This window comes from Curtobacterium sp. 9128 (genome assembly GCF_900086645.1).
GTDB lineage: Bacteria > Actinomycetota > Actinomycetes > Actinomycetales > Microbacteriaceae > Curtobacterium.
In genome coordinates this window covers 467,847-481,451 of the sequence record NZ_LT576451.1, presented here as the reverse complement: position 1 = coordinate 481,451, position 13,605 = coordinate 467,847, and the positions used below count along the sequence as shown (strand labels likewise).

Annotated in this window: 19 protein-coding genes; 12 read left to right on the top strand and 7 right to left on the bottom strand. The window is 71.6% G+C overall.

The window, feature by feature from the left end:
- Nucleotides 1-23: 23 nt before the first annotated feature.
- Nucleotides 24-1,424: a serine hydrolase domain-containing protein gene (locus QK288_RS02425; RefSeq protein ID WP_281266230.1), complete on the bottom strand. Its 1,401-nt coding sequence runs from the start codon at nt 1,422-1,424 to the stop codon at nt 24-26.
- An 88-nt stretch (nt 1,425-1,512) separates the two neighbouring features.
- Here QK288_RS02425 and QK288_RS02420 point away from each other — a divergent pair, with 88 nt between their 5' ends.
- Together QK288_RS02420 and QK288_RS02415 are read left to right on the top strand one after the other, a co-directional pair.
- Complete coding sequence (locus tag QK288_RS02420; RefSeq protein ID WP_281266229.1) at nt 1,513-1,635, top strand: hypothetical protein; 123 nt, start codon at nt 1,513-1,515, stop codon at nt 1,633-1,635.
- Between the two features lie 242 nt (nt 1,636-1,877).
- Nucleotides 1,878-2,438, top strand: a complete 561-nt coding sequence (locus QK288_RS02415) for an MOSC domain-containing protein (RefSeq protein ID WP_281266228.1) — start codon at nt 1,878-1,880, stop codon at nt 2,436-2,438.
- A gap of 31 nt (nt 2,439-2,469) precedes the next feature.
- Here QK288_RS02415 and QK288_RS02410 read toward each other — a convergent pair whose 3' ends face one another.
- Nucleotides 2,470-2,874, bottom strand: a complete 405-nt coding sequence (locus tag QK288_RS02410; RefSeq protein WP_281266227.1) for a GNAT family N-acetyltransferase — start codon at nt 2,872-2,874, stop codon at nt 2,470-2,472.
- 155 nt (nt 2,875-3,029) lie between these two features.
- Nucleotides 3,030-3,209 carry a hypothetical protein gene (locus tag QK288_RS02405; RefSeq protein ID WP_281266226.1) on the bottom strand — a complete coding sequence of 60 codons (180 nt, stop codon included), beginning with the start codon at nt 3,207-3,209 and terminating at the stop codon, nt 3,030-3,032.
- Between the two features lie 81 nt (nt 3,210-3,290).
- On the opposite strand from QK288_RS02405, the gene QK288_RS02400 reads away from it, so the two are divergent.
- Complete coding sequence (locus QK288_RS02400; protein WP_281266225.1) at nt 3,291-4,208, top strand: phosphotransferase; 918 nt, start codon at nt 3,291-3,293, stop codon at nt 4,206-4,208.
- A complete protein-coding gene (locus QK288_RS02395) occupies nt 4,201-4,854 on the top strand; it encodes a hypothetical protein (RefSeq protein ID WP_281266224.1) in 654 nt (217 codons plus the stop codon). Before QK288_RS02400 ends, QK288_RS02395 begins: the two co-directional genes overlap by 8 nt.
- On the opposite strand, the gene QK288_RS02390 is transcribed toward QK288_RS02395, so the two are convergent.
- Nucleotides 4,823-5,323, bottom strand: a complete 501-nt coding sequence (locus QK288_RS02390; protein WP_281266223.1) for a GNAT family N-acetyltransferase — start codon at nt 5,321-5,323, stop codon at nt 4,823-4,825. The genes QK288_RS02395 and QK288_RS02390 overlap by 32 nt on opposite strands.
- A 48-nt stretch (nt 5,324-5,371) precedes the next feature.
- Nucleotides 5,372-6,565 (bottom strand): MFS transporter, encoded by a 1,194-nt coding sequence (locus QK288_RS02385; RefSeq protein WP_281266222.1) that lies wholly within the window; start codon nt 6,563-6,565, stop codon nt 5,372-5,374.
- Nucleotides 6,566-6,654: 89 nt separating this feature from the next.
- On the opposite strand from QK288_RS02385, the gene QK288_RS02380 reads away from it, so the two are divergent.
- The 7 genes from QK288_RS02380 (at nt 6,655) to QK288_RS02350 (ending at nt 11,947) form a co-directional block, all read left to right on the top strand.
- Nucleotides 6,655-7,224, top strand: a complete 570-nt coding sequence (locus QK288_RS02380; RefSeq protein WP_281266221.1) for a TetR/AcrR family transcriptional regulator — start codon at nt 6,655-6,657, stop codon at nt 7,222-7,224.
- A 178-nt stretch (nt 7,225-7,402) separates the two neighbouring features.
- A complete protein-coding gene (locus QK288_RS02375; protein ID WP_281266220.1) occupies nt 7,403-8,836 on the top strand; it encodes an MFS transporter in 1,434 nt (477 codons plus the stop codon).
- Nucleotides 8,833-9,774 (top strand): nucleoside hydrolase, encoded by a 942-nt coding sequence (locus QK288_RS02370; RefSeq protein WP_281266219.1) that lies wholly within the window; start codon nt 8,833-8,835, stop codon nt 9,772-9,774. The genes QK288_RS02375 and QK288_RS02370 overlap by 4 nt, the downstream gene beginning before the upstream one ends.
- The gene (locus tag QK288_RS02365; RefSeq protein ID WP_281266218.1) at nt 9,771-10,664 is read left to right on the top strand and encodes a PfkB family carbohydrate kinase; all 894 of its coding nucleotides are present in this window, start codon (nt 9,771-9,773) and stop codon (nt 10,662-10,664) included. The genes QK288_RS02370 and QK288_RS02365 overlap by 4 nt, the downstream gene beginning before the upstream one ends.
- A gap of 12 nt (nt 10,665-10,676) precedes the next feature.
- On the top strand, nt 10,677-11,447 hold the full coding sequence (locus QK288_RS02360) for a GntR family transcriptional regulator (RefSeq protein WP_281266217.1): 771 nt from the start codon (nt 10,677-10,679) through the stop codon (nt 11,445-11,447).
- Nucleotides 11,448-11,508: 61 nt separating this feature from the next.
- The gene (locus tag QK288_RS02355) at nt 11,509-11,640 is read left to right on the top strand and encodes a hypothetical protein (RefSeq protein ID WP_281266216.1); all 132 of its coding nucleotides are present in this window, start codon (nt 11,509-11,511) and stop codon (nt 11,638-11,640) included.
- A 22-nt stretch (nt 11,641-11,662) separates the two neighbouring features.
- Entirely contained in the window at nt 11,663-11,947 is a 285-nt protein-coding gene (locus QK288_RS02350; RefSeq protein ID WP_281266215.1) for a hypothetical protein, read from the top strand.
- Nucleotides 11,948-12,041: 94 nt separating this feature from the next.
- Here the strand turns inward: QK288_RS02350 and QK288_RS02345 are convergent, their stop codons facing one another.
- Nucleotides 12,042-12,503 carry a MarR family transcriptional regulator gene (locus QK288_RS02345; RefSeq protein WP_281266214.1) on the bottom strand — a complete coding sequence of 154 codons (462 nt, stop codon included), beginning with the start codon at nt 12,501-12,503 and terminating at the stop codon, nt 12,042-12,044.
- A gap of 62 nt (nt 12,504-12,565) precedes the next feature.
- Here QK288_RS02345 and QK288_RS02340 point away from each other — a divergent pair, with 62 nt between their 5' ends.
- Complete coding sequence (locus QK288_RS02340; protein ID WP_281266213.1) at nt 12,566-12,934, top strand: VOC family protein; 369 nt, start codon at nt 12,566-12,568, stop codon at nt 12,932-12,934.
- A gap of 46 nt (nt 12,935-12,980) precedes the next feature.
- On the opposite strand, the gene QK288_RS02335 is transcribed toward QK288_RS02340, so the two are convergent.
- Entirely contained in the window at nt 12,981-13,559 is a 579-nt protein-coding gene (locus QK288_RS02335) for a TetR/AcrR family transcriptional regulator (RefSeq protein ID WP_281266212.1), read from the bottom strand.
- Between the last annotated feature and the right edge of the window lie 46 nt (nt 13,560-13,605).

Sequence of the window (13,605 nt, the reverse complement as noted above, 5' to 3'; positions counted from 1 at the left end):
CCTGGCCGGCAGGCGGACCGCGCTCAGGACCGTCGCTCGGCGATCCGCGCCTTCGCGAGCAGCCGGAACCCGCCGTGCTCGTCGGGCTCGAGGAACGCGATGCTGCCGACGAGCTGCTCGTCGGCGACCAGCCCGAGCATCTCGGTGTCGATCGGGCGGAGCTCGTACCTCGCGACGGTGGGCGACGACCCCGCGGTGCGGTACATGGCAGCGCCCTCGCGCACGGGTTCCTCGGAGAGCCAGAGCCGCCCATCCGCATCGCGGGTGACCTCGGACTCGGTCTGCCGGGTGGCGTAGCGACCGAGGTACGGCGTCGCGTCGGGGACCAGGTGTGTCCGCCCCGGGACGGGCGGAGGCGGGGTCGGACGGATGCCGGCGAACTCGGCGAACACCGGGTCCAGCAACTCGCGCGCGAGTTGCCCTCCAGCATCGGCGTTCGTGACGACGGCAGCGGCCACCGACCCGTCCTCTGCGATGGCCAGCTGGGTGGCCACGCCGGGGGCGCCGCCGCCGTGCTCGGCGATGCCCGGCCGGAGCAGGGCCCAGCCCAGCGACTGGAACGACGGCACGGGGCCGATGCCGCGGATCGGTACCTCGGGTCGTAGCATCATCGCGGTCGACGTCCCCGAGAGCACCTGCTGCCCGGTCGGGCCCACCCCGCCGGCCAGGAAGAGCCGTCCGAGGGCGAGGAGTCCCGGCGCGGACATGGCGAGCTGGTTGCCGGCGGCCGGGTTCGACGGCGGCATGAGTGCCCACTCGCGGGACGGACCGAGCTCGCCCGTGTCCGATCCGTGGACGTGGGGGATCGCCGTCCCGTACGCCAGGGCCTGGCTCGCGGAGAAGGCGACGTCCTCGATGCCGAGCGGCTCGAGCAGGAACCGCCGGAGTGCCTGCTCGTACGTCGTGCCCCGCGTGACCTCGACCAGCCGCCCGAGCGTGCCGTAACCGGCGTTGCAGTAGGCCCACCGCTGCCCCGGCGCACTGTGCTGCGGAGCGTGGCGGACCAGGTCGCGGACGAAGCGGTCGAGCGCGTCCGGGCCGTCGGTCGTGGGCTGCCAGAGGTCGCCCTCGAAGCCGCCGGTGTGGGTCAGGAGGTGCCGGACGGTGATCCCGGCGCTGACCGCATCGTCGGCCGTGCGGAACTCCGGCAGGTACGTCCGGACCGGTTCGTCGAGCTGGACGAGCCCGTCGCCGACGAGCTGCAGCACGAGGGTCGCGGTGAACACCTTCGTGATGGACTGGATCTGGAACAGCGACGACGGGGTGACCGGGGTCCCCGTGCGGGTGTTCAGCACGCCGGAGGCCGCTTCGACGACGTCGGACCCCACCGCGATCGCCACGGAGGCGCCCGGGACGCCGTGCTGCTCGCGGAGCCGGGTGAGCTCGGAGTGGATGCGTTCCTGCAGCGCTGCAGTGGTGGTCATGCATCCACCATGCCCTTACCAGCGGAGTGCGTCGAGGTGATCGTGCCCGTCGAGCAGCCGCACGACCCGACCTCGGGACACCTCGCGCATGTCCGGATCGTTGTCGTGGACGGCGATTGCCAGCCCGGTGCTCGACCACGGGCTGGACGACGACCTGCGGCTGGTGCCCTACGGGGCGGCGCGGCTGCGCTCCCCGACCGGTGCACCATGACGGGGTCAGGGACTGGTCCTCGCGCCGTGACGTCGCAGTTGAGCGGCAACGACCGCCGCGACCGCTCCGATCAACGCGAGCGAGAGCGCCGATGCGTTCAACTGGGTCACGCCGGGATCGTCCGCCCGGAACATCGTCAGCCCGACCGTTGCGAGCGCGACGGCGGCTCCGCCGCAGGACGCCGACGGTGAGGGGGACAACCGGGGGTCGCGCGATCCCGCGGAGTCCGCGAGGATCGAGCCATGAGCGGGGAACTCGAGGACGAAGCAGGGGTGGTCGCGGTGAGTCGCGACGGCGAGCACCGGTTCAGCAAGTCGGTGGTGGACGAAGTCACGCTCGTCGCGGGGTGGGGCATCGAGGGCGACGCGCACGCCGGCACGACCGTGCAGCACCGCTCCCGGGTGGCACGGGACCCGTCGCAACCGAACCTGCGTCAGGTGCACCTGATCCATGCCGAGCTGTTCGACGAGGTCGCGGATGCCGGATACACGGTCGAGCCGGGCCAGATGGGCGAGAACGTCACGACCCGCGGGGTCGATCTGCTCGGGCTGCCGACCGGCACGCTGCTCCACCTCGGCGACGAGGCGTGCGTCCGGGTCACGGGGCTGCGGAACCCGTGCCAGCAGATCAACGACTTCGAGTCGGGTCTCCTCCGCGAGGTGCTCGGCCGAGCGGAGGACGGTTCGGTCGAACGCAAGGGCGGCGTCATGAGCGTCGTCGTGACCGGCGGGACCGTCCGACCGGGAGACCGCATCCGGGTCGAGCTCCCGACGGGTGAACGACAGCCGCTCGCCCCGGTCTGACCGCGCGACCGCTGCGATCGCTCCCGCCCCGTCAGCGGAGGTGGACGAGGCCCGCCCGGGTCGGAGCGAACCCACACGCGTCCTCGTAGAACGGGGCCATGTCGGCGCTGTAGTCGACGAAGAGCCACTCGCACCCGGCAGCGCGCGTCTCGGCGACGGCGTGCCGGGCGACCGCGGTGCCGAGTCCCTGGTGCTGGTGCGACGGGTGCGTCTTCGTGTCGATGAGGAACGCGTGGTCGCCGCCGTCCCACGCGACGTTGACGAAGCCCACGAGCGCTCCGTCAGGCGTTCGAGCAGCGACCCAGCCGAGCGAGTGCGGTCGGACGCGGTCCCACCACCCGGCCTCGGGGGTCCCACCGTGCGCGGCGGTGAGTTCCACGAGCTCCCGGTCCTCGACGGGGGTCCGCCAGCTGAGTGTCACGTCGTCGTGCGTCATCGACACAGCATGGCGGAACGGAGCACGCGACGCGCGGCGACCGGGGTTTCGAACCGGGCCATGACCGATCTGGTTCCCGAAACCCGCGGTTGGGGTACCGGATCGGTCACCGACGGAATCGAACCGGCCGCCTCCCGGCGTGAGCGGACCGTCGTTCAGCGGGTGGGCCGTGCTCGCTGTCGACGCATGCGGACGAGCATCGCGATCAGCGCGGCACCGATCAGGAGCGGGATCCACACGGACCCGGATGCGATGGGTGCGACGACCAGCCCGAGGACGACGCAGATCCCCGCGCAAGCCGCGATGACGATCTCACTCACAGTCCACTTCCCCATGTGTTCCCCCTGTCGTTGCGCTCGACCCTACGTCGGACACGAGCAGACGTCACCCCCCGTCTACCGGGCCATGATGGGTCCGTGTCCAACGAAGCGGTCGGCGAACCGTGGTTCCGTGCGGTCCTGGGGGTGGTCGGTGCCACGACGCAGCACGTGGCCCCGCTCGCGGGCGGTTCGGTCAACCACACCCTCCGGGTGGAACGAGTCGATGCGTCTCCGATCGTCCTGCGGTTCCCCGTCGATCCGCTCCGCGAGGACGAGTTCCCCGTCGAGGCGTGGGCTATGGCGGAAGCGGCGCAGGTCGGCATCCCGGTTGCGGCACCCGTCCTGCACGGCGTCGAGGCCGGCATCCCGTTCGCGATCTCGGAGTACATCGAGCCCGATCCGCGTCCGATCGAGCAGCCGTGGGCTTGGCTCGGTCGGTACGCGGTGGCGGTCGGCACTATCCCGCTCGACAGGGCGCCGGTGTCGCTGTACTCACGGTTCGGGCCCGACCTACGCCAGGCCTGGGCAGCGCACCTGGACTACAACCTCGCCGCACTCGTCGAGGACGACCCCCTCCGACGAGACGGCGCGTACGCATCGGCCGCGGACGTCCGAGCACTGCTCGAACCGCTGACCCGCGAGGAGGTCGAGTTCGGGCTCGCGCACGGAGACCTCGCCCCGCGGAACCTCATCTCGCGCGGTCCCGACGAGCCGCCCGTGCTCATCGACTGGGGTGCCGCCGAGACCGGCCCGACGCCCTGGACGGACGCGCGACGAGTGTTCCGGTGGGCCTTCGTCGACGGGTCCATCACCGGTCAGGAGTACGACGAGTTCGTCGCCAGCGCCGGACTCGGGTCGGATGCTGCTCGACGAACGCTGGCCGCGATGACGGCACTGCACCTCGTCGACGTCACCCGGTGGGCCCGCTACCGGCGTCCGGACCTGTACGACGAGTACCTCTCGCAGTGTCGCGCCGGGCTCGGGCGCATCCGGGAGGAGGTCGGACGTGCGTGACGGACTCGAGCACGACGAACTCGTGCGTCTCTACGGTCCCTGGCGTCCGCGCACCCCTGCGGATGTCGCAGCGCTCTTCGCGGGTTTCCCCAGCACCTGGTGGGTCGCCGGCGGATGGGCGATCAACACGTTCACGGGCCGGAGTCGACCCCACGGCGACATCGACCCGAGCATTGCCCGCTCCGATGTGCCACTGCTTCGCGCACACCTCGCGGGCTGGATGGACGTCTGGGCAGCTGGTCAGGGAGCCCTGCGGCCGTTGGTCGACGAGACGGACGCCCTGCCCGAGACCTGCGGCAACCTCTGGCTCCGTCAGAGTGGGTCGGACCCGTGGGAGTACGACGTCCTCCTGATGGACATCGACTCCGGGAAGTGGGGCTACAAGCGCGACCGGAGCATCACGCTGCCGGTGTCGGAGCTCCTCTGGGAGCGCGACGGGATCAGCTACCTCAGGCCAGAGGTCCAGCTCCTCCACAAGGCACCGGGCCTCCGGCCGCAGGACCAGCAGGACTTCGACGCCTGCCTGCCGCTCCTGGACGAGCGCGCTGCAGCATGGCTGCGCAGCGCTCTGGAACGGGCGCATCCGGGGCACCCCTGGATCCACGCGCTCGCATTCACCCCACCTCGAGCTCCCAGAAGCGGGTGACGCTGACGAGGTGGTCGTATCGGTACGGCTTCTGCTCACCGGTCGGTTCGTAGCCCAGAGAACGGAGGAACGGAGCGGCCTCGCGCTCGACGCTGTCCACGATCCCGGCCCGCACGACGGAGGCACCGGCCGTGCGGACGTCGGCGAGCAGGGCGTCGTGGAGGGTACGGCCGTGTCCACGCCGTCGGCGATCGCCCCGGACGATGAGCAGGCCGAGGTACGCGGTGCGGGGATCCGGGTAGCCGATCAGGACGTCTCCGAACGCGGTCAGCTCCCCGTCGGCCCAGAGCCCGACGCCCCGTTTGCCCGCCGGGTCGTACCCGGGAGGGACCGCGATGAGGGCGCTCAGCGCGTCCGACGGTCCCGGCGGGTAGCCGGTGACCTGCTCGGAGTAGTCCGGGGTCGCCTCGAGCAACGCCTGGAGGGCGTCGACGTCGGAGCTGTCGAGCGCGCGGATGTCGGGCGGCATGGTGGACCCGAGTGTGCACCTCGGGATGGTCCGACTCGATCAGCGTGCTCATCGCGCAGCGGGCGATCGACGCGTTCGCGGCCCGGCGATGACCGCGACCAGGACCAGGACGACCACGAACGCCCCGTACGCGAGCACGGTGGGCTCGAGCCCGACCGCCGCGGTGGCGAGGCCGGCCGCGAGCGCCGGCACGCTGAACGCCGCGTAGCTGACGATGTACATCGTCGCGAACACCTGGCCGCGCTGGTCCTGGGGAGCAGCCGCGCCGAGCGTCGTGACGGCGTACTGGAACGTGCTGCCGAAGCCCAGCCCGGCGATCGCGGACCCCACGACGTAGATCGGCAGGGCTGTCGCCATGACCGCCACGAGCATGACCACCACGCCGCCGGCGAGCGTCCCGTACCCGAACCACTGCCGGGTCGACGGCGGCAGGATCGTCGAGACCGCGCCGCCGATCGTCCCCGCGACGAAGAACGCCCCGAGCACCAGTCCCACGACGAAGTGACTGTGCACCCCGAGCAGCGTGCCGATGACCGACGACCCGAGTGACAACGACAGGCCGGACAGCGCCCACGTCGCGACGATCGACGGGACGAGCGCGAGGAACGCCGGGCGGACGACGGACGGCAGCGCCGCGCTCGGCAGGAGTGCGCGCCAGAGCGGTCCCTGATCGGTCGATGCCGGTCGGGTGCGCTCCGGGATCCACCAGACGAGCACGGCGAGGAGCAGGTACGCGGCCGCGAGGACCCAGAACACGAGCTGGCGCGGGAACGGCGCGAACTCGACGAGTGCTCCCGCCAGGACCGCGCCGATCGTGATGCCGAGCGACGGGACAGCGCTGCTGACGATCGACCCTCGCCGCGGGTCCTTGGCGGCGTCGAGGATCATCGCCGTGACCGTGCCGGTCGCCGCGCCCACCGCGAACCCCTGCACGACCCGGGCGACGATGAGCCCGCCGGTCCCGCCGGCGACCACGAAGAGCAGCATGCCGAGCGCGAGCAGCACCATCGCCCCGGACGCCACGGGTCGACGTCCGATCCGATCGGAGAGCGACCCCACCGTGAGCAGGGCCACGAGGAGCGCTCCGACGTAGACGGCGAAGACCAACGTCAGCGTGAACGCCGAGAACCCGAAGAGCCGCTGGTACACGGGGTAGAGCGGCGACGGCGCTGAAGCGGCCGTCAGGGTCGCAGCACCGGTGGCTCCGGCGACCAGGAACGCGACCGGGCGAGGGAACACCATGGAGTCCTCCATCAAAAGCAATGAACTTTGCTTTTGGGACAGTAGACCGCCCGCTTCCGAAAAGCAAAGAACTTTGCGATAGTTGGACCATGTCCGCGACGTCGACGACCAGGCCAGGTGGGCGGAGCAGCCGCGTGCTCTCCGCCGTCTACTCGGCCGTCGGCGCGCTCGTGGGCGAGGGGGCCGAGCGCATCACGTTCCCCGTCATCGCCGAGCGCGCTGGCGTCAACCCGACGACGCTCTACCGACGATGGGGTGACGTCGACGAGCTCCTCGAGGAGGTCGCGGTCGCGGCCCTCACCCGCGACGGCGACGAGCTCCCCGACACGGGCACCCTCGCAGGCGACCTGACCGAGTGGGCGCTGATCGTCACGCGCGACATCACCCGGCCGGAGCGCGCTCGGTACCTCCGGGCGATGGTGGCCGCCCGCCAGGACGTCGTCGCGCACTGCGAGGTGACCGACACCCGTCTCGAGCAGGCATCGGCGCTCATTCGCCGCGCCGAGGGCCGGGGCGAGGCCGTGCCGACCGCCGAGCAGGTCCTCGACCACGTCATCGCGCCGCTGTACTACCGTGTCGCCTTCGCCCTGCCGGTCGACGAGGAGCGCCCGCGGCGCCTGGTCCGCGACGTCCTCCGCATGGTCGCGCCGAGCCGGTAGTCACCACCCGCCGGACGGGAGGCTCGGTGCGGGCCCGACCCGTGCCTCCCGTCCGATCGTGGCGGCTCCGCGGCCGGAACCGGCCATCGGGGTCGGCCCGCTTGCCAGCGTGCCGTGCGGACCATAGAGTACGGACCTGTATTACAGGTACGTACGACAACCGGACGAAGGAGTTCGCATGACTGTCGCCCCCGCTCGCCCCGAAGCGGAACGCGAGCGCCTGTCCGGCGCTCGCATCCCCCTGCTGGTCGGATCGCTCATCGTCGCGGTGCTCGCGTTCCAGCTGAACGCGAGTCTGCTCACCCCGGCCATCCCGTCGATGGCCGCGGACCTGCACGCTTCGGCCGGTGTGGTGTCCCAGGTGCAGTCGCTGTTCTTCCTGTCCGGGTCGGTGCTCGGGATGGTGGTGTCGCGCTGGTCGGACACCATCGGGCGGCGCCGCGCGCTCCTGGTGACGATGGCCGCGCTGCTCGTGGGGACGCTGTTGACGGTCACGGCACCGTCGCTCCCCCTCCTGCTGACCGGCCGCGTGCTGCAGGGGACGTCGTCGGCAGCGCTGACGATCGCGTTCCTGGTGCTGTCGGAGGAGCTCACGGCGAAGCAGTTCGGCATCTCGGTCGGGGTCGTGACTGCGGTGAACGGCGGCCTCGGCGGGCTCGACGGGTACATCGGCGGTGCGATCACCGATGCGTTCGGCTGGCGGGCGGTGTTCGTCGTGATCCTGGTCGTCGCGGTGCTCGGGACGCTGTCGGTGCTGGCGTTCGTGCCGCGGGTCCGCCGGAGCGCGGCTCGCCGGATGGACTGGCTGGGCGCGACGATCCTCGGTGCGTTCCTGGTCGGGTTCTCGCAGTTCGTCAGCGAGGTGCCGTCCCGCGGGATCGCCGACCCGCTGACGCTGGTGTGGCTGACGGTCGCGGTCGTGGCAGCCGTCGCGTTCGTGCTCGTCGAGCGGCGGGTGGCCCAGCCGCTCATCGCGGTCCCGGCGCTCCGGGCTCGAACGGCGTGGCCGGTGCTGATGTGCACGTTCCTGACGCTGTCCGGGGTGTTCGCGTCGACGAACTTCACCGTCGTCGTGCTGAGCCAGGACGGCGCGAACGGCTTCGGCCTGAACGCGGCGATGTCCGGGCTGCTCTTCCTCACCCCGACCGCCGTCGCCGGGCTGCTGACGGCGCCGGCCGCCGGGTGGATCGCCCAGCGCATCGGCTGGGTGCGGTCGCTCCGCATGGCCACCGGTGCGATCCTGCTGATCTCGATCGCGCTCGCGCTCTTCGCCCTCGACAAGTGGGTCGCGTTCGGGTTGCTCATCGTGATGGGCGTCTTCTACCTCGGGCTGTACCAGGCGACGGCGAACGGCCTGTCGGTGCTGAACGCCCCCGCCGACGCTCCGGGTTCCCTGCCCGGGATCCACGGTGCATGCTTCGGACTGGGAGCCGGCACCGGTGTGGCCCTGGTCGGCCCTGCGGTCAGCGCCGGCACGCCAGAGGGGTACCACCTGGCGCTCTGGATCTCCGTCGCCCTCACCGCCGCCGCGTTCGCCGCAGCGCTCGTCCTCCGTCCCACCCCGAACGCTCTGCCCGCCGGAGCCCGCCCCGAAGGAGCCGCAACCGCATGACCACCCCCACGATCCCGCTCTTCCTCGACTGCGACACCGGCGTCGACGACGCCCTCGCCCTCGCGTACCTGCTCGACGTCCCGCACGTGGACCTGGTCGGCATCGGGACGGTCTCCGGGAACATCGACTCCGCGACCGCGGCGGTGAACACCTCGGCGCTGCTCGGCATGGTCGGGCGATCGGTGCCGGTCGCCGTCGGCGCGCACGACCCGCTCGGCGGCGTCTACGGCGGGGGCGCCCCGCACGTGCACGGCGTGAACGGTGTCGGCGGTGTCGACCTGCCCGCCGGGGTGGCCACCGCCGCCGATCCGGCCGCCGAGCTGCTGGTGCGCCTGGCACGGTCCCATGCGCTCGGCGACCGCAAGCTCGACGTGCTGGCGATCGGCCCGCTCACGAACCTCGCCGTCGCGCTCGAGCTGGAGCCGCGCCTGCCGGAGCTGGTCGGCACGCTGACGATCATGGGCGGGGCGGTGTGGGAGCCCGGCAACGTGTCGCCCACCGCAGAGGCGAACATCCACAACGACGCCGAAGCCGCGCGCCGGGTCCTGACCGCCGGGTTCGACCTGGTGCTCGTGCCGCTCGACGTCACCCGCCAGCACCGGTTCGACGACAGCGACGGTGACCGGTTCATCGCCGCGGGCGACCCGCTCCGGGTGGCGCTCGGGACGATGCTCCACCGCTACATCGACTTCTACGAGACCGTCGACCACGTCCGCCGAGCACCGCTGCACGACCCGCTCGCTGCGGCGATCGCCGCGGGTGAGGTCGCACCGACCGTCCGCGAGACCCCGCTCGACGTGGTGACGGACGGCGACGAGCGCGGCCGCACCGTGCCGGTTGCGGACGGTCCGGTGGTGCGGGTCGTGGTGACGGCGGAAGCGTCTGCCGCCGACGTGATCCGGACCCGGATCCTCGAGCTCGACACGGTGCCCGCGTGACGGCCGTGCCCGCTCTGCCGTCCTCGCCCGCTTTGCCGTCGCTGGCCGTCGTCGGCAGCATCAACGTCGACTCGGTGCTGCGGGTTCCTGAACTCCCCGCCCCGGGTGAGACCGTCCTCGCGACCCAGCGGCGGACGTTCCTCGGCGGCAAAGGCGCGAACCAGGCCGTCGCCGCCGCACGGCTCGGCGCTGCGGTCACGATGATCGGCGCCGTCGGGGCTGACCCGGACGGGGCGTTCGCGGTCGAGCAGCTCCGGCTCGTCGGCGTCCGGACGGAGCTGGTCACCAGGACCTCGGCCGCGCCGACGGGTGCAGCGGCGATCACGGTCGACGCCGCCGGTGAGAACGCGATCGCCGTGTTCCCGGGGGCGAACGACCTGGTCGGGGTGCCCGGTGCGCTCCCCGAATCCGACGTGCTCCTCTCCCAGCTCGAGGTCGACCCGGCCGTGGTGGACGAGGTCGTCGTCCGGTCCCGGGCCTTCGTCGCGATCAACGCCGCTCCCGCTCGACGTCTGGCGCAGGCCACGCTGGACCGCGCCGACCTGCTCGTCGTCAACGAGCTCGAGTGGGCCGCACTCCCCGAGCTCGCTCGGTGTCGCCGCGTGGTGGTCACGGCGGGGTCGTCGGGTGCCTCGGTGTTCGAGCACGGACGTCTCGTCGTGCACGTGCCGTCGGTCCGCGCCGAGGTCCGGAACACGGTCGGTGCCGGTGACGCCTTCACCGCGGCCGTGACCATCGGGTTCGCAGCCGGGCTCTCCGCCGAGGACGCGCTCGCGACCGCAGCGCACGTCGGCGCCGCGGCCGTGGCGCACGAGGCATCGCAGCCAGACCTCGAGCCGTTCGCGTCGTACCGGTCCCGGGCTGCGACCGCCGCACGGACCGCGGTCTGAGAGGCTGAGCACATGACGACCGCCGACGTCCTCCGGGGCCCGCTCCCTGCGCACGCCGGAGTCCCGCTCCGCGTCGCTGCGTACATGCGCATCAGCGACGCGATCCGTGGCGGCGCCATCCAGCCCGGCATCCTGCTGCCGTCCGAGGCGGAGCTGGTCGAGTTGCTCGGGGTGTCCAGGACGGTCGTGCGCGAGGCGCTGATCTTCCTCGAGGAGGACGGGTTCATCCGCTCCCGACGGGGCATCGGCCGCTTCGTCGCGGAGCGCCTGCCGGTCGCCGGGCTCGAGCGCGTCGAGGCCCCTGAACGCCTGCTCGTGCCCGAGGGCGGCGACGTCGAGCGGACGGAGATGGTCGTACAGGACCGCACGGGGTTGTTCGCCGCGGAGTCGCTCGGCATCGCGGAGTCGTCGCCGTCCTGGTTCGTCGAGAGCGTCGTCCGCCGCGGGGACACCGTCGTCGGACTCGTGCAGGAGCACCTGCCGCCCGACGACGCCCTGGTCGGGGAGTTCGCCCCCGTCCGCGAGCTGATCCGGATGAGCCGACCCGACCAGACGATGCTCGCTGCGATGTTCGACGCCGGCATCGTCCCCGGGCCCGGTACCACCGAGGTGTCGATCGGTACCCCGGGTGAGACCCGTGGGCACCGTCTGGGTGTCCCGGCCGAGGAGCCCGTGCTCGTGCTGACACGGAGCCTGCGGTTCGCGGGGCGTCCGCTCTACGTCTCGAAGACCCTGGTGAACCCGCGCGAAGCCCGGATCACCGTCACGCACGGCGCGCCCTGAGTCGGGAATGCCCCGTCGCTCGCCGGTGTCGTACTCGTCACCCCATGCGAAGGAGCAACCGATGAGCCACGAACTCGACCGGACGAACACCACCCTCGACGACCGCGACTGCTGGCCCGCCCAGCGTGCGCTGCGCGACGAGCCGAAGCCCCGCTTCGGCCGCTACCTCGGGCTGATCAACTCCCGCGACTGACCGGAGCTGGTTGACTCGACGGATGCTCGATGAACCATCACAGCGCAGGCGCTCGCCGTGGGTCGTGGTGCTCACCTGCGCTGTGATCGTCCTGTGGTCCATCGCCGTCGCATTCCCGACCTGGGTGCTCGTGGTGATCGCGCAGCTGCCTGGCGAGGACCCCGGACGGACGCACCGGTCGATCGTGATCGCGCTGAGTGCGTTCCTGGCCTTCGCGATCCCCGCGATCGGGGCATCGGCCGGCCTCATCGCCCTCCGGCGACACCTCCGGTCCGACCGATCAGTGCTGCGGCCCGACCGAAGGTGATCCGACGGCGCTCCTGACGAATCCGGTTCCGCGAACCCGGGTTCAGGGAACCGGATCCGTCATCGGCGAATCCGAACCTCCGTCCCCGCCAGCGTCACCCGCCAGGCTGCTCGTCGACCCGCAGTGAACGGATCATGCTCCGCAGGCTCCGGAACGCGACCGCCCGGTCGTCCGTCGACATCCCGGTGAGCATCCGGTCCTCGACCGACCGCACGGCGGCGCTCGCGTGCTCGAGCAGTTCCCGACCGGACGGGGTGAGCTGTGTCGGGAGCGCCTTCCCCACCGGGGGTGCCGCTGGGCGGGTCACCAGGCCGTCGCGCTCGAACGCCTGCAGCAGCACGTTCATCGACTGCCGGGTGACGAACGCGCCCCGTGCGAGGTCGGAGTTCGACAGGCCGGGTCGCTGCGCGAGCAGTTCCAGGCACGAGTACTGCGTGACCGTCAGCCCGAGCGGGCGCAGCACCGACTCCATCGCGGCGCGCAGGGCACTCGCGGCCTCCTTCAGCAGGTACCCGAGCGAGGTCTCGAGGTCGATGCCGGCCCGGTCTTGACTCATGTCAGTAGTCTGACATAGGTTCAGGTGTGTCAGAAGACTGACACAGCCCGAAGGAGTACCACATGCCCGTCACCGGCCCCGACTTCATCAACCTCCAGGCGACCGACCTCGCCGCATCCCAGGCGTTCTACGAGCAGTACCTCGGCCTCGTCCGCTCGCAGGCCGGGCCGCCGCACGCCGTCGTCTTCGAGACGACCCCGATCGCGTTCGCGCTCCGCGACGTCATCCCGGGTACGGACATCGCCGGCACCCCGCAGCCCGGCGTCGGTGCAGCGATCTGGCTGCACGCCACCGGTGTCCAGGAGATCCACGCCGCTCTCGTCGCTGACGGGCACACCATCGTCTCGGCACCGATCGACGGCCCCTTCGGCCGCACGTTCACGTTCGCCGACCCCGACGGCTACCAGATCACGCTGCACGACAGGGCCTGATCCGCGCACTCGATGCCCGACGTTCTCGAACGCGATGGCGTGCAGGCTAGCCGAGCGTGGCGGCCGCCTCCCGGAGCTCCGACAGGGCGGTCAGGGTGTGGTGGTCGAGGCGGTCGTCGTCGGAGCGGTCCCCGCCCGACCAGCGATCGAACCCCTGCTTGAACGCGAGCACCCCCATCTCGCTGGCGAGGCGAGCGGGCGCTGTGCCGACGCCGCGCGCGACGAGCGCCTCGGTCATCGCGGCCGCCATCCCGACGCTCTTCAGGGCATCGCGTTCCTGGAGTTCGGCGCTCGCGGCGACGGCGGCCTTGAGCCGTGGTCCGAGTTCGCGGTTCATCGGGCCCATCTCGTCCGATGCCCGCTGGAGCCCTGCGGCAACGGCGTCGAGCGGCGTCGCGTCGACGGGGGCCTCGGCGATGCCCGACGCGAGCAGCCGGCTCAGCGTCTCCTGCCCGGCGACCAGGAGTTCGCGCTTGTCGGGGAAGTGCCGGAAGAACGTGCTCTTCGTCACACCCGCGCGCTCGGCGATCTGCGTGACCGTCGTCTCGTCGTAGCCCAGCTCGGAGAACAGGTCGACCGCGGCCAGGACCAGTCGTTCCCGAGCACCGGGTTCCCATCGCGCCATGGAACGATCATACGTGACGGGACAATCGTCCCATCCCGGGTGTACG

Excerpts from the sequence above, each read along its gene's own strand:
- QK288_RS02405 (WP_281266226.1), bottom strand. The coding sequence starts at position 3,209 with ATGGGGAAGTGGACTGTGAGTGAGATCGTCATCGCGGCTTGCGCGGGG.
- QK288_RS02410 (WP_281266227.1), bottom strand. The coding sequence starts at position 2,874 with ATGACGCACGACGACGTGACACTCAGCTGGCGGACCCCCGTCGAGGAC.
- QK288_RS02355 (WP_281266216.1), top strand. The coding sequence starts at position 11,509 with ATGAGCCACGAACTCGACCGGACGAACACCACCCTCGACGACCGCGAC.
- QK288_RS02345 (WP_281266214.1), bottom strand. The coding sequence starts at position 12,503 with ATGAGTCAAGACCGGGCCGGCATCGACCTCGAGACCTCGCTCGGGTAC.
- QK288_RS02425 (WP_281266230.1), bottom strand. The coding sequence starts at position 1,424 with ATGACCACCACTGCAGCGCTGCAGGAACGCATCCACTCCGAGCTCACC.
- QK288_RS02360 (WP_281266217.1), top strand. The coding sequence starts at position 10,677 with ATGACGACCGCCGACGTCCTCCGGGGCCCGCTCCCTGCGCACGCCGGA.
- QK288_RS02370 (WP_281266219.1), top strand. The coding sequence starts at position 8,833 with ATGACCACCCCCACGATCCCGCTCTTCCTCGACTGCGACACCGGCGTC.
- QK288_RS02335 (WP_281266212.1), bottom strand. The coding sequence starts at position 13,559 with ATGGCGCGATGGGAACCCGGTGCTCGGGAACGACTGGTCCTGGCCGCG.
- QK288_RS02380 (WP_281266221.1), top strand. The coding sequence starts at position 6,655 with ATGTCCGCGACGTCGACGACCAGGCCAGGTGGGCGGAGCAGCCGCGTG.
- QK288_RS02420 (WP_281266229.1), top strand. The coding sequence starts at position 1,513 with ATGTCCGGATCGTTGTCGTGGACGGCGATTGCCAGCCCGGTGCTCGAC.
- QK288_RS02415 (WP_281266228.1), top strand. The coding sequence starts at position 1,878 with ATGAGCGGGGAACTCGAGGACGAAGCAGGGGTGGTCGCGGTGAGTCGC.
- QK288_RS02390 (WP_281266223.1), bottom strand. The coding sequence starts at position 5,323 with ATGCCGCCCGACATCCGCGCGCTCGACAGCTCCGACGTCGACGCCCTC.
- QK288_RS02350 (WP_281266215.1), top strand. The coding sequence starts at position 11,663 with ATGCTCGATGAACCATCACAGCGCAGGCGCTCGCCGTGGGTCGTGGTG.
- QK288_RS02375 (WP_281266220.1), top strand. The coding sequence starts at position 7,403 with ATGACTGTCGCCCCCGCTCGCCCCGAAGCGGAACGCGAGCGCCTGTCC.
- QK288_RS02340 (WP_281266213.1), top strand. The coding sequence starts at position 12,566 with ATGCCCGTCACCGGCCCCGACTTCATCAACCTCCAGGCGACCGACCTC.
- QK288_RS02385 (WP_281266222.1), bottom strand. The coding sequence starts at position 6,565 with ATGGTGTTCCCTCGCCCGGTCGCGTTCCTGGTCGCCGGAGCCACCGGT.